Genomic DNA, 12,697 nt, shown 5'->3' with positions numbered 1-12,697 from the left:
TATAGCTGCTTGGGTCCCAATCTGTATTGGAAAATCAAAATCTCTACGGAAGTATTGTTGCATCCGCGCTTATTTCGGGGTGCCCCTTTGTGGCCCTTGTCTAGTTCATCGACACCTGAGGCTGCCCTAAAATCACATGACCGTCTCGCCATGGCGCTGAGGGGGTGGAATGAAAGTGGCATATCTGCATTCCGATTAGGAAGTAAACCCATTCTTGAACGTACAGGAGAAACTATGAAGAAAACGAAGCTGGTTCTGATGTGTGCCGGGATCCTTTTTTCCCTTAAGGGTGTGGCTGCGGAGCAAACGCAAGTTATGAAAGGCATCGGCATTGATGGAAAAGCCTGTGCGGTGAAGATTGTGAGAGAGGGTGACCTCTTAAAAAGCGTTATTCTTGAGGGTGCTTCCCAGGTTTTTGAAATTATCGCAGAAAAAAGCGATGGCTATGGCCCGCGAACTGAGATTCGCGAAAAAGGTGGCGGTGAGGTCCTGGGCATCGCTGAAGAGAGTAAGGGTATGTATTCCTATTTCACTCATTCGGAGAACATTTTTTCGAATGGTGAAACTTTTAAACTGGATACGAATGATCTTCCACAGACAGGAGAGTCTTTGAAAGGTCTTAAAATGATTATTCAAATTGGTTTGAGATATGATGGCAACGAATTGGTCAGCGTAAAAGCGCAAAATAAGGCGAAAGCTTTGTTGGTAGCGACTTTGGCGTCGGCACAGTTCACTTGTCAAAAATAGTTCCCGGAGGTCACCATGAAAAGCACATTGAAAATAACTTTTGCGATGCTCTCTCTTTCCATTGCCGCTTGCTCCAATGGTGGCGGCGGAAGTGGGGCAACTCCAGTGCCTTCGCCGGTGGCGACTCCAACCACGACGACTCCGACAACCCCGAACACAATTCCAGTGGTTAACGGAAAATATACCTATCAATTTTCAACAAATACCTGCTCGACGGGGCGACGCGAATTCACCAGCGTAAAAGGCTATTGTGATGCCATGCTGAATGACGCCCTTAACAACAACTGCGCGCGCGAGCTTCGTGTCGCGGCCTTCAATCGCTTGTGTGTGAACGGTGGGACGGTGATTCAGCCGGGAACGATGAATATCATGAACTCCGCTCGTTGTGTGGTGAATGGTAGTGATCTTAAGGATCGCACTTTGTTGCAGAGCTTGAACCCGTTCAATCCAAGAAATCGCCAAGTGATTCGCGACATTTTCTGGGATGGCCGTGCAGATCGTTCTTACGACATTCTTGGAACCATCTCCGCAACCTTTGGGCGAGCAAAGTTCACCATGAACGCCTCTCAACGAAATCTTCCGGCGGAGGGTGTTGTGGGTCTGGTTCAAGGCAATGGCAGCGATGCCTACTTGGTGCGTAGTAACTTAGGCTCGCAAATCTCATTGTTTGTGCAAAATGAGAGTGCCCAGCAGGAAACCCAGGTTGTTTGCATGAGCGACAGCTCATTTAAAAAACCCAAAGTAGATCTTCACCAGGTGCGCTGTACCTATAAATCGGACGGCAATCGCAACCCTCGGGAAGAGCTGGTGAACTGGGACATGCGCTCCGAAACGTCCAAACAGATCTTCGGAAATAGCGCTTCTGAAAACATCTCCTTGCGTCTGAAACCCGCGATGAATGGGCAAGACGAGAAAGTGGAGTTGGAGATTGCAGACCTCGACTATGACAAATCTATGAGGGCTGAAAGCACACTGAATGAAGGTCTGGAGATTCGATTTAGTTCGCGAGATTCAGGGATAAACATAGTCCTTAGTTGTGCTCCTGCGTCAAAATAACTCACTGGTGGGCCTAAATATCCGCATTGACTCTGGTTTTCATTATACCTAGACTTGAGCTGTTAACAGATATTAGGCCCTATTTGAAATTTTCTCTGAAGTGAGTTTCAGCATGAGTTTTTTTGATAAAGTACAAGACTATTTTTCGAATGATATCGCCATCGATCTCGGCACCGCAAACACTCTCGTTTACGTAAAAGGCCGCGGTATCATTCTTGATGAACCATCCGTTGTCGCAGTTCAAAAGAACTATCGCGGAATGCAAAACCGCGTTCTTGCTGTCGGTAAAGAAGCGAAAGACATGTTGGGACGTACTCCTGGTAGTATCGTTGCCATTCGTCCGATCAAAGACGGTGTTATCGCTGACTTTGAAGTGACACAATCCATGCTTAAATATTTCATCGGTAAATCACTTGGTGAGAAAAAATCTTTCATCCGTCCACGTATCATTATCTGCGTTCCTTACGGAATCACTCAGGTTGAAAAACGTGCGGTAAAAGAAGCAGCTCAATCTGCAGGTGCACGTGAAGTGTATTTGATCGAAGAGCCAATGGCAGCTGCGATCGGTGCCGGTCTTCCAATCACTGAACCATCAGGCAACATGGTTGTCGATATGGGCGGTGGTACGACTGGTGTTGCAGTTATCTCTTTGGGCGGTATCGTTTACTGTAAATCTATCAAGGTTGCAGGCGATAAGTTCGATGAAGCGATCGTGAACTACGTACGTCGTCAGTTCAACTTGTTGATCGGTGAAAGAACTGCGGAAAACATCAAAATCCAAATTGGTAACGCCTATCCGTTCGAAGAAGAAAAAACGATGGAAATCAAAGGTCGTGACCTTGTTGCCGGTGCTCCGAAAACTATCGAGATCACTAGCTCACAAGTGAACGATGCATTGATGGATCCTCTTTCAGAGGTTGTCGATGCTGTTCGTACGGCGCTTGAAAAAACTCCACCAGAACTTGCATCTGATATCGTTGATAACGGTATTGTTCTGACAGGTGGGGGAGCTTTGCTTGCAAACCTCGACGTTCTTCTTCGTGAAAGAACTGGTCTTCCAGTTTCTATCGCGGAAGATCCTTTGAGCTGTGTCGTGATGGGATCAGGTAAAGTTCTAGACCAGCTTGACCTTCTCAGACAGCTAACTGTCGATTAGTATCTATTATATGACCGAAGCTGACATTCAATCGATCGCACTCTTCTTCTACTTTGCTTTGCTAGATGATAAAAAGGCGATCGAGGCTTCGACTCAAGCCCTAGCCGTTTGTCTAGACAAGAAAAAACGAAATCCAGAAATTAAAAACTCAGTGGCTTTGGTTTCCGCAACCAAAGCTGTTTGGGATAAGTTCAAAGTGCGCGTAGCACGTGGACGTCCTAACACCACCGTCGAATCCGGCTGGCTTGTTCCAGAGGGTGTCGATCTAGGCCCATGGCGTGAATTTCAGAAGACTGCTTCTGAAGACGAGCTTTTAACAGTTATTTGGTCTAAAATTTTAAAAATTGATGATCAAGATATCTCAGAGGGGCTGGGGATCACTTCAGGCACGATTCGTTATCGTCTTGGAAGATCTTTACGCAAACTAGGAACGATGACCCAAGGTGTGAGTAAACTAAAGCATGGCTCAGCAGGAAAATAAGATTCCGTTCTCAAAAAAAGGCAAGAGGGAGATTTCTCCCTTTATCGGGCATGAGCTTCTTTATGACTATCTCTCTGGGATGCTCGATGAGGAGCGCTCAAGCGCAGTTGCTGATCATGTTAAATACTCTCGTGATGCACAGTTGGATCTTAATAAAATCCAAAATGGAGATGCCTACGCAAGTCAGTTGGCTAACACCATCGTTTCTCAACCAATCATTGAACAAATCAATACCACGTCGACTTATCTTACAACGTTGATGCAGAAGTCGAACTTCGACAAATGGCCTCAAGGTTTGAAGTGGGGTCTTGAAGCTCTTGTCGTGGTTGCGGTGATTGTTTCCGTTCTGACGATTGCTCCGTGGCAGAAACTTTTGAACATGGGTATTTCGACCGGTTCTAAAGAAGTTGTGTTGGCGGAAGTTTCTAAAACCGAAACAGCTCAACAGCCGATTGAGGAAAAACCACAATTTGTGGATGAAGATGCTAAGACGGCGAAACCTTTGGTGACGCCAACTCCAAAGCCTGCCGCAACAGCAGCGAAAGTTCCGGCGGCACCTGCGGTTCCAGTGAAAGCAGTTCCGACTCCAGCTCCGTCACCGACCGCGGTGGCAAAGATGGAAGAAGAGAAATCTGATATTGCGCCTGCGGGTTCTGGTGGATTTCTTTTCCGTGGTGATATCGGGGTGACCAACCTGGCGGTAGTCGGCCCTAAGATCACCGATAAAATTATTGAATTGGGCGGTCGTAAAGCCGGTGGGGTAGAGCTTGGTTGGCAGAAGACATCCAAGTCAATGTACTATCACTTCACAATTCCTCAGGCGAAATATCAGGAACTTTCAAACTATCTTGCGACCTACGGGAAGGTTCACATCGGAAAAGAAAAACATCCGCGTGTGATGCCTGACGGAATCATTCGTCTGATTCTGACTGTGGATGAAGCTAAAAAGTGAAAACATCAAGACGTAAACCTAAGCGATCATTAAGAACGATTCTAATCGTTTGGTTCGTCCTATTCTCCGTTGTTCCTTTGGCCTTCGTTACCGGATACTCCATGATCAAGTATGAAAAGGCCATCGACCATGAGCTTTCTCAGCGCTTGAGTGGAAACGCCCGTGAAATTGGAATCATCCTTAATGACTATAAAACGAATCTTCTGCAAAAAAGAGATCGTTATGTTCGGGATCCAAGTCTAACCTACCATATCTCGATAGGCGATGGCGCGACTCTTAAAGGACTCTCTTCCGGATGGTTAAAATCCGATGGGATTTCCAGCCTAACGTTCTTTGATAGAGAAGGTCGCATGCTGGCGTCTGTCTTCAAAGATGACAAAGAAAACGTCCGAAGTTTTGTTCCTGTCCAAGATGCGGTTTTTCTGTCAGCGAAGTACATGGCGGATTTGAAAGACAGTAAAGAAATCAGTCTTGCGGAATTTACTGAAAACCAAAAGCTCAATTTGATTTTGATCTCAAAAGTGACGGCTGCTGGCGGGCGCACTGTGGGTTATATCGAACAAATCGTCGATTTGAATAAAGACTTTCTTTCAAAAATTAAGAATAGATTGAAATTGGAGTTGATTCTTTTTAAAGATAACGGCCAAGTGGTTGTCGCAAGTCATCCTGACTTTTATCTCTACAAAAAAGATTTCTTTAAAAATTATTTCCGACCAGGTGCAGAGCCCTTCTTTGATTTGAATGTGCGTGGAAATCCCTACGGATTTTTGGTTTACCCACTTGATTGGGGTATTACGAAATTTTACGTCGCTCTAGGCGCCTCTAAATCTGAAGCGATTGCCGTCTTGAAAAACGTTAACTACACCTTCATGACTGTCGTCGGAGCTGTCGTTGTTTTGCTTATTCTGACAATCCTGGTGACTTCAAGTTGGGTGCTTAAACCACTTTATGATCTTGTGGAAGCTCTTCAGTCTTTCGAATCCCAAGAGCAGGCAGTCACAATTCCAGTGAAGAATGACACTGAGATTGGTCTGTTGACCGAAAGCTTTAACGAGATGAGTAAGAAGATTTGGACTGCCCGATCGGATCTTCGCAAAAAAATCACAGAACTTGAGTCAGCAAATAAAGAGCTTAAAGACACTCAGACAAAACTGGTTCATTCAGCGAAGATGGTCAGCCTGGGGCAACTTGTTGCTGGTGTGGCTCATGAGCTGAATAATCCGATTGGCTTTATCTACAGCAACATGACTCATCTTCAAGACTACTCGGAAAAGCTGATTGAGATTGCGGATGTCGCAGAAAAAGATCCTAAGAAGCTAACAGCCTTAAAAGAGGAATACGAGTTCGACTATATCGTAAAAGATTTGCCGAAACTGGTTTCTTCCTGTCAGGACGGAGCTCGCCGAACTCGCGATATCGTCTTAGGCTTGCGCAATTTCTCACGCTTGGAAGAAGCGAAGTTGCAAGAGATTGATGTTCATCAAAGTCTTGATACCACTCTTAATCTTTTGCAGGGTGAAATTAAAAATCGTATTGAAATCCACAGACAGTATGAACCAACACCGTTGGTGCATTGTTATGCGAGCCAAGTGAATCAGGTCTTTATGAACATTCTTTCCAACGCAGTTCAGGCCATCGACGGGCAGGGGCATGTGTGGATTTCAACGATGGCGTTGAAAGATTATAAAGGTTCGAAAGATAAAACGGGTTGGGTGCAAATCTCAGTTCAAGACAGTGGCAAGGGCATGAGCGCGGAAACTCTTGAGAAGATCTTTGATCCATTCTTCACGACTAAAGGCGTGGGACAAGGTACAGGGTTGGGCTTAAGTATTTCATACGGCATTGTTCAAAATCACGGCGGAGAGATTCAGGTGCGATCACAAGTGGGCGTAGGTACTGAATTTATTGTAATTATCCCAGTTTACCCACCAGTACAAGATAAGCATCCCCAACTAACGTCCTAAAGCTTTAGTCTAGTCTTCCGATAGGAAGACTATGAGGCTCGCGATATTGTTCACAGCAATTTTAGTAGGTTCTTTGACCGCACAGGCAAACTCAAAAAGTTTGTTTATTGCGGGCACAGTTCCATTGCGTGGAGATATTGAAATAAAGGCTTCATCTGCAGGCAAAGTCGCCATCAAACAGAACTCTCCTGATAAGCTTAAAATCCAAATGACTCGCAGAGGACCGGCTTCCGTCGTAAGTGCCACGGCTCCTTAGTTGCATGCATTCCCACGGATAAGTCCTTAAGGCCAGATTGTCTTAACCCATTCTTTACCGATATCCGATCTCTTTGCGGTGCTCTAACTTATATCTATATGCAAAGAAAGTTTTTAAGACTCTTTTTTATATCGTTTCTTTTCTTATTTCCGGTCTTTTCTTACGCATTTAAGATGTCACCGATGGTGATCTATTTTGCGCCTTCAGGAAGCAAATCGACGCAGGTTTTGACTTTGGAAAATCCAGATTCCGAAAAGATTCCTGTGCAGATAGAGGTTTTCACGCGTGGGGTGGACGCCAAAGGGGAAGAGGTTCGAGTTAAGAGTTCGGACTTTAATGTTTATCCTGAACAGGTGGTTCTGCTTCCCAACGAAAAAAGAAATGTACGCGTCACTTGGGCCGGGGAATTTAAAGGAGACGATGAGAAATCATATCGCATCGTTGTTTCACAAATTCCCGTTGAATTTAAAGAGCAAAATGCAAAATCCAAAAAACCCGGCGTCAGTCTGAATTTTCTTCTGCAATATGTAGCATCCGCTTACGTCACTCCCGGCAATGCCGCAGCCAAGGTGAGAGTGAAAGAGACCAAAGTACTTGGCCCGAAAAAAGTGCTGGTGACTTTGGTCAATGAAGGCACGGCTCACAAGGTGATTCACACAAAAAAGTTGAAACTTGTTTCTGGCAATAAAATCGTGATGGAAATCGCCGATCCCAAAGAATTTGAGGGTTTGAATCTTTTGGCTAAGACCGAAAAGACTGTCACTCTGACTTTATCCAAAGAAATTCCTCAAGGTGTAAAAGCAGAGCTTGAGTTTGCGGAGCTTGGTGATTGAGGATTCTGCCTTTTATTTTTCTATTTGTGTTTCTATCTAGTTTAGCGGCTCAAGCGGTGGGTCCTCGCCCTGCTTTGGCAAAGCCTTATGTGGTGGCGCCGATCGTAATAGATGGAGCGGTCATCGAGGAAGCCTGGATTTTTCCACGAGATACAGATCGTGATTTCTCAATAGAAGCAGAGCCTCTATTGCAGGTTTTGCAAATGCGAATGAAGGAAGATCTTTTTGCCAACTTGAAACAGAAAGTCACCTCGGAGAGAGTGATCACGATGCGCGATCTGAAGGCCTCGGGTGTTTCAGCATATTTTAACGACGCCAATTTGGAGCTGCGTCTGGATCTTCCGTTAAAGTATCGTCGCAGTAACGACGTCGACTTAAACTACTTCGATGACGGAAATCAAAAATATTTAAGACCCAGTCAGCAAAGTGGTTATTTGAATTTTCGTTTTAATCAGTCTTATCAGTACGGGTCATTGAATACGGAAAATAAGAAGCTTCCTCTTTCCGGCCACGTCGACTTTGTAGAAAACATCCATGGTTTCGTTCTGGAAAGCATGGCGGACTACCTTGAGCAGGATGACCATCCCTGGAAGCGACAGGACACACGTCTTCGTTGGGATGATGAACAGCGCATGAATCGCTATACCTTGGGTGATTTAACTCTGACTTCCCGGGGATTTCAAATGGCTCCCAATATGGCGGGATTCTCATTGGTGCGAGAGTTTGGAATTCAGCCATATAAAACTTTGCGCCCTCTCAGTTCCACAGAAATAGTGATTAAACGGCCATCGCAGGTTGAAGTGTATGTAAACGGCTTCATGTACAGTCAAATGCGTCTGGCCCCTGGGGTCTTCAACATTCGCGATTTCCCTCTGGCAATTGGTCAGAACAATGTGAAAGTTAAGGTGCGCGATAATTTTGGCCAGGAAGAAATTTACGACTTTTCAGTTTTATTTGAAAACAGCATTCTTCCCAAAGGGGTGCAGGAGTTTTCTTATGGCGCGGGGGCTCCGTGGACTGAATCAGGTGCCGATCGCGCCTATGTGAAAGATGCTGTCTTTGCGAATGCCTTTCATCGCGTGGGTCTTTCTGATGAACTGACCGTAGGATTTAATTATCAAAATTACCTTTCACAATCGCTTACGGGTGTTGAGGCTTCTGGAATCACCAATTGGGGATATCTCTCTGCGGACGTGGCATACTCGGCGCAGACTTCCAGTCAAAAGGGATATGCTGAGAAGTTTAGGTACCGCACTTTGGATCGTATGGCCGGTGTGGACATGCCTGTCACTTTGACTTTGGAATCTGAAAATCACGATCAGGATTTTAATCCGGTATCGGCGAACAACCTGGTGCCTTCAACATTTCTACGTCGCTATGACGGACAACTGAATTTCCGTCCCGGATCTTATTGGACTATCGGAATCGGTGGTAGCTACCTTGAACAGCGCAATACCGCGGATCAAAGATTGTACCGCGCCAACGTCATTTTTCCTCTCGCAGGGAATTGTCGCGTCGAAGTGAGTTACAATAAGGTTGTGGATAACGCTGTGGATGATCGCGGTTACATTTCATTCTTCTGGAATGAACTTCAGGGCCGGTACAGCGCAAGTTCATTCTATGACTCTCAACAAAAGAATTCCAATGTCACTCTAAGCAAAAATAATCTTTCGAAGTATGATGACTTCAGGGCTTCAGCGTCGATACAGAATAACGAGATGAACACTCAAGAGAGCTTGTCTGCAGAGTACTTTACTCAGCCGGCGAGTTTGCGCTTGGATCAATACTCAACCCAAATTGGCAGTACAACCAACAATATCACCACCCTTGGGATCAATACGGGCTTTGCTTGGGTCGGAAGTCATGGGGCCTTTACTCAACCAATCACGGATAGTTTTGTATTGGTGGCTGCCAATAATTTTCCAGATGGTCAAGAGCTGATCATCAATCCGAATGGGACTCGCGGGGAAGCTCAGTTGGGGCCTCGTTCATCGACGGTTCTTAAAGATCAAACAGCTTACTACAAATACCTTGTGAATTTAGATTCGACTTCATTGCCCCCGGGTTATTTGCTGGAAAAAGAGTATTACGGCATTCAGCCAACATATCGTAGCGGTATCTTGATCTCGCTGAACTTTACACACAAAGTGATGGTGAAAGGGCGCCTCGTTAAAGAAAATGGCGAAGTGCTGTCTTATGCTGCTGGAGATGTCATAGATGCCAAGGGCCGCCTTGTGGACAACAGCTTTTTTACAAACAAAGAGGGTGGCTTCTTGATCGAAGGTCTTGAACCAGGCGAATATAGAATTGTAACAGATCGTCCTGACCTATCTTCTGTAACAGTGCAAGTTAAAGAGAGCCCAGACAGTGTCATTGACCTTGGAAATATCACGGTTAAGACCGGAGGCGAAGATTGAGAACTCTTAATTCTGTGATTTTAATTTTGGGAACCATTTTTTCGAGTTATGCTCTGGGAGCTCCGTGCGTAAATATGCAACTGCAGACGGGGCAAACCAACATTGATTTTACATCCAATCCTCAGTTTCAAGGAACTTTCACGGTCAAAGCCAACACCAATCCCGGCGGCTGTGATTTCTTCATTGTGTTTGATTACGGTTATTCCAGTTCTTATGTGAATCGCAGTCTCAAAATGTCAGGCTATGAATGGCCCTATCAGGTTTATAAGGACTCTGCGGGGGTGAATATTATCAAGAACGTCACGGATGCTTCCAGCAACAGTGACATTCTTAGTGGAACTCTGCCTGATGGAAATAACGACGCTCAAGTGAATGTTTCTTATTGGGCGGCTTTGAATATGACAAACCCATGGCTGCGATTCGGAAACTACACTGAATACATAAGTGCTCATCTGTATAGAGGGACTTTGTCCAACTATAGCTTCGTTTCCTCACGCCTCATCTCACTGAATTATAATGCACCAAAGAGAGTCGACGTTTCCATGGTGGCCTCGGGTGGTGCATTTGTATTGGGCGACACGGATGAAGTGATGAACTTTGGTACACTCTCGGCGGGAGCTACTCGGTCAGCCAGTGCAGTTATGAAGTACAATGCGGGCTATACTCTTTATGTTTCTTCGACAAATGGTGGAAGACTCAAACATCAAACTGATGCGCAATATATTCCGTACACGATCAAATTCAATAACGACACCGTGGGTTTGACAACAAGTCCACAACAACTCTATCGCGTATTTGGGGTCTCTCCAGCGTCGGGAACCTCTATTCCTATCACTGTGACCATAGGAAACTTTGGGAATGTAAAGGCCGGAGCCTACAGCGATCAAGTTCAGTTGACGATTGAAACGACGGAATAAAAAAAGCCACCTGTTATGAGGTGGCTTTTTGTTTTTTCAATAAAAGAAATTCTTAGTTCGCAGTGATCGCAACAGTGATGGTATCAGAGTAAGTACCAGCAGCTGCCGTTGGCAAAGCTGTTACTTCCACTCTCATCGCAGAAGCTACAGTCGTGAGACCCGTTAACGCCGTCACGTTTTTAACTTGAGTTGCAGAGTTAGTAAGACTCAATTTCGTTCCACCGTCGTAGCCAATTTTGTAAGCTGTCTTTAAGGTTGCATTCGCGCCATTCACCAACTGGCCATTGTTCACAGAGGTCAATGTCACTTTATATCCACCGATGTTGTTTGATCTTTCAGAAACAGAAGCAACAAGCTTGTCCGTTTCGCCAGCAAGGATATTCAACGTGGTGGCGTCTGGAGCAGCAGTCACTTCAAGTTCGGTCACAGCCGTCACAACTCCAGAGATCGTGAGAGTGCCAGTCGGTCCATAAGCAGCGATTGCGGAAGTTCCAACAGCCATAGTTGATAAGAGGGCTGCCGCGAATTTAACAGATTTCATATGCATATGAGGGATCCTTTCGGTTTTGTTATTCAACACTAGACATGAAGACCCTAATTCACTACTCGTGCCAGTATCTTTACTGGTTTTTAATGGAATATGATTCTTTTGGGATAAAATATCGCGTTTGTGGGTGTCAAATTCATAGACACCCGACCTTAATACGCTGACACCACTTAAGTTGATTCCGGTTAGCTATGTGTTCCATTTCATTGGGACTAAAGGCTTTTCTCATATTCTCCGATAAGGTTTCTATGTCATCCGAGAATGCCAACAAGGAAGAAAAGGATAGTTCCAAACTTCTGGCTCTGCTTCTATTTTTGGGAGCAGGAGTTATGGCATTTCTTTATCTGGGTTCTGACGGAACAAAAAAGAAATTTGCAGAAATCTCTGCCACAGTAAAATCCGAAAAGTATGAGAAAGCCGTGAACAAGCATCTTATGGTGACAAATGAAACCATGGCGATGGCTCGTCAACGCATGGAGATTGAAAACGCCCGACTGGCGAAAGACTTTGATGCGACATCCGCTCAGCCTGTCTATGCACCTCCGCAAGGCGGTGTGGATCTATCAAGTGATTCCCGTGCTGCTGAAATTGCCAATGAGCTAGGGCGCGGAGATAAACGAGCAGAGTCGTTTGAAAATCCCAATGACGTCGTTCAAAAAGAACTCTTCAATCAGCAGCAGCAGGCAGAGTATTCGAAAGCCTACAAAGAAGAGTACGTTCGTCAATTTATAGAGAATGCTCGTCGTGGTGGATATAAAGTGAAGATAGGTGAAGACTTTAAAGTTCTCTCAGTCACGCCAATTCGCAGCCCTTCAGATCAGGGTGGTGGCGATCAAGACATCCTCAATTCAAATGGTGAAGCCCTTCAGTAGGTATTAGCTTCTAAATTTTTCTGCGCGAAATGATTTCTTCCAAGATTTAAAATATCCGTGGTCCGCCATGCTGAAATATTTTTCTTTACTGAAAATGATATGATCTTGGAGTGGAATCTGAAACAGGACGCCCGCATTGTGGATTTTTCGAGTCAGAATCAGATCTTGATCCGATGGCAAAACTTCTTTGCTTGGATGATTGTGTGCGAGAATAAAGGAACTGGCATTAGATAGAATTAGAAACCTAAAGATATCCCGTGGATGAATCAGGCATTGATCTGCAGTCCCCCGAAAAATCATCTCTCGACCTAAGACCTGAAGATGGGAATTCAGCGCCACGGCCCAAACTTCTTCTGCGTAAGGGTTGAAATACTGTTTCAGTGTTTCGAAGGCATGCAGGCTCGAGTTAACTTCGTTCGTCATAATAAATGGGGCTCTGCAATTAATGCCCCTCATAATTATTCACTATGGGGCCTTCTATATTCGATTTTAGGACACC

General features: G+C 45.1%; 13 protein-coding genes. 11 read left to right on the top strand and 2 right to left on the bottom strand.

Features of this window, described 5'->3' with window-relative positions:
* Positions 1 to 234 precede the first annotated feature (234 nt).
* The 10 genes from NWE73_RS00170 (at position 235) to NWE73_RS00125 (ending at position 10,779) form a co-directional block, all read left to right on the top strand.
* Positions 235 to 747: a hypothetical protein gene (locus NWE73_RS00170; protein WP_277576243.1), complete on the top strand. Its 513-nt coding sequence runs from the start codon at positions 235 to 237 to the stop codon at positions 745 to 747.
* 15 nt (positions 748 to 762) lie between these two features.
* Positions 763 to 1,803: a hypothetical protein gene (locus tag NWE73_RS00165; RefSeq protein ID WP_277576242.1), complete on the top strand. Its 1,041-nt coding sequence runs from the start codon at positions 763 to 765 to the stop codon at positions 1,801 to 1,803.
* 112 nt (positions 1,804 to 1,915) lie between these two features.
* The gene (locus NWE73_RS00160; protein ID WP_088616163.1) at positions 1,916 to 2,959 is read left to right on the top strand and encodes a rod shape-determining protein; all 1,044 of its coding nucleotides are present in this window, start codon (positions 1,916 to 1,918) and stop codon (positions 2,957 to 2,959) included.
* Between the two features lie 10 nt (positions 2,960 to 2,969).
* On the top strand, positions 2,970 to 3,440 hold the full coding sequence (locus NWE73_RS00155; RefSeq protein ID WP_277576241.1) for a hypothetical protein: 471 nt from the start codon (positions 2,970 to 2,972) through the stop codon (positions 3,438 to 3,440).
* Positions 3,421 to 4,392 carry a hypothetical protein gene (locus NWE73_RS00150; protein WP_277576240.1) on the top strand — a complete coding sequence of 324 codons (972 nt, stop codon included), beginning with the start codon at positions 3,421 to 3,423 and terminating at the stop codon, positions 4,390 to 4,392. The genes NWE73_RS00155 and NWE73_RS00150 overlap by 20 nt, the downstream gene beginning before the upstream one ends.
* Positions 4,393 to 4,493: 101 nt before the next feature.
* Complete coding sequence (locus NWE73_RS00145; RefSeq protein ID WP_277576239.1) at positions 4,494 to 6,356, top strand: HAMP domain-containing sensor histidine kinase; 1,863 nt, start codon at positions 4,494 to 4,496, stop codon at positions 6,354 to 6,356.
* Between the two features lie 31 nt (positions 6,357 to 6,387).
* Complete coding sequence (locus tag NWE73_RS00140; RefSeq protein WP_277576238.1) at positions 6,388 to 6,612, top strand: hypothetical protein; 225 nt, start codon at positions 6,388 to 6,390, stop codon at positions 6,610 to 6,612.
* A gap of 98 nt (positions 6,613 to 6,710) precedes the next feature.
* Positions 6,711 to 7,445 carry a fimbria/pilus periplasmic chaperone gene (locus NWE73_RS00135; RefSeq protein WP_277576237.1) on the top strand — a complete coding sequence of 245 codons (735 nt, stop codon included), beginning with the start codon at positions 6,711 to 6,713 and terminating at the stop codon, positions 7,443 to 7,445.
* 26 nt (positions 7,446 to 7,471) lie between these two features.
* On the top strand, positions 7,472 to 9,862 hold the full coding sequence (locus NWE73_RS00130) for a fimbria/pilus outer membrane usher protein (protein ID WP_277576236.1): 2,391 nt from the start codon (positions 7,472 to 7,474) through the stop codon (positions 9,860 to 9,862).
* On the top strand, positions 9,859 to 10,779 hold the full coding sequence (locus tag NWE73_RS00125) for a spore coat protein U domain-containing protein (protein ID WP_277576235.1): 921 nt from the start codon (positions 9,859 to 9,861) through the stop codon (positions 10,777 to 10,779). Before NWE73_RS00130 ends, NWE73_RS00125 begins: the two co-directional genes overlap by 4 nt.
* A 52-nt stretch (positions 10,780 to 10,831) precedes the next feature.
* Here the strand turns inward: NWE73_RS00125 and NWE73_RS00120 are convergent, their stop codons facing one another.
* On the bottom strand, positions 10,832 to 11,326 hold the full coding sequence (locus NWE73_RS00120; RefSeq protein WP_277576234.1) for a hypothetical protein: 495 nt from the start codon (positions 11,324 to 11,326) through the stop codon (positions 10,832 to 10,834).
* A gap of 248 nt (positions 11,327 to 11,574) precedes the next feature.
* Between NWE73_RS00120 and NWE73_RS00115 the strand changes: the two genes are divergently transcribed.
* The gene (locus NWE73_RS00115; RefSeq protein ID WP_277576233.1) at positions 11,575 to 12,198 is read left to right on the top strand and encodes a hypothetical protein; all 624 of its coding nucleotides are present in this window, start codon (positions 11,575 to 11,577) and stop codon (positions 12,196 to 12,198) included.
* 3 nt (positions 12,199 to 12,201) lie between these two features.
* Here the strand turns inward: NWE73_RS00115 and NWE73_RS00110 are convergent, their stop codons facing one another.
* Complete coding sequence (locus tag NWE73_RS00110; protein WP_277576232.1) at positions 12,202 to 12,621, bottom strand: JAB domain-containing protein; 420 nt, start codon at positions 12,619 to 12,621, stop codon at positions 12,202 to 12,204.
* Positions 12,622 to 12,697: the final 76 nt, after the last annotated feature.

This window comes from Bdellovibrio svalbardensis, assembly GCF_029531655.1.
GTDB classification, from domain to species: Bacteria; Bdellovibrionota; Bdellovibrionia; order Bdellovibrionales; family Bdellovibrionaceae; genus Bdellovibrio; species Bdellovibrio svalbardensis.
The sequence above is the reverse complement of the archived record's forward strand: the minus strand, read 5'-3'. Positions and strand labels throughout refer to the sequence as shown.

Bases quoted from the DNA above. Each gene is read 5' to 3' on its own strand.
- NWE73_RS00115 (WP_277576233.1), top strand. From the start codon at position 11,575: ATGTCATCCGAGAATGCCAACAAGGAAGAAAAGGATAGTTCCAAACTT.
- NWE73_RS00165 (WP_277576242.1), top strand. From the start codon at position 763: ATGAAAAGCACATTGAAAATAACTTTTGCGATGCTCTCTCTTTCCATT.
- NWE73_RS00170 (WP_277576243.1), top strand. From the start codon at position 235: ATGAAGAAAACGAAGCTGGTTCTGATGTGTGCCGGGATCCTTTTTTCC.
- NWE73_RS00150 (WP_277576240.1), top strand. From the start codon at position 3,421: ATGGCTCAGCAGGAAAATAAGATTCCGTTCTCAAAAAAAGGCAAGAGG.
- NWE73_RS00145 (WP_277576239.1), top strand. From the start codon at position 4,494: ATGATCAAGTATGAAAAGGCCATCGACCATGAGCTTTCTCAGCGCTTG.
- NWE73_RS00155 (WP_277576241.1), top strand. From the start codon at position 2,970: ATGACCGAAGCTGACATTCAATCGATCGCACTCTTCTTCTACTTTGCT.
- NWE73_RS00160 (WP_088616163.1), top strand. From the start codon at position 1,916: ATGAGTTTTTTTGATAAAGTACAAGACTATTTTTCGAATGATATCGCC.
- NWE73_RS00110 (WP_277576232.1), bottom strand. From the start codon at position 12,621: ATGACGAACGAAGTTAACTCGAGCCTGCATGCCTTCGAAACACTGAAA.
- NWE73_RS00140 (WP_277576238.1), top strand. From the start codon at position 6,388: ATGAGGCTCGCGATATTGTTCACAGCAATTTTAGTAGGTTCTTTGACC.
- NWE73_RS00120 (WP_277576234.1), bottom strand. From the start codon at position 11,326: ATGCATATGAAATCTGTTAAATTCGCGGCAGCCCTCTTATCAACTATG.
- NWE73_RS00135 (WP_277576237.1), top strand. From the start codon at position 6,711: ATGCAAAGAAAGTTTTTAAGACTCTTTTTTATATCGTTTCTTTTCTTA.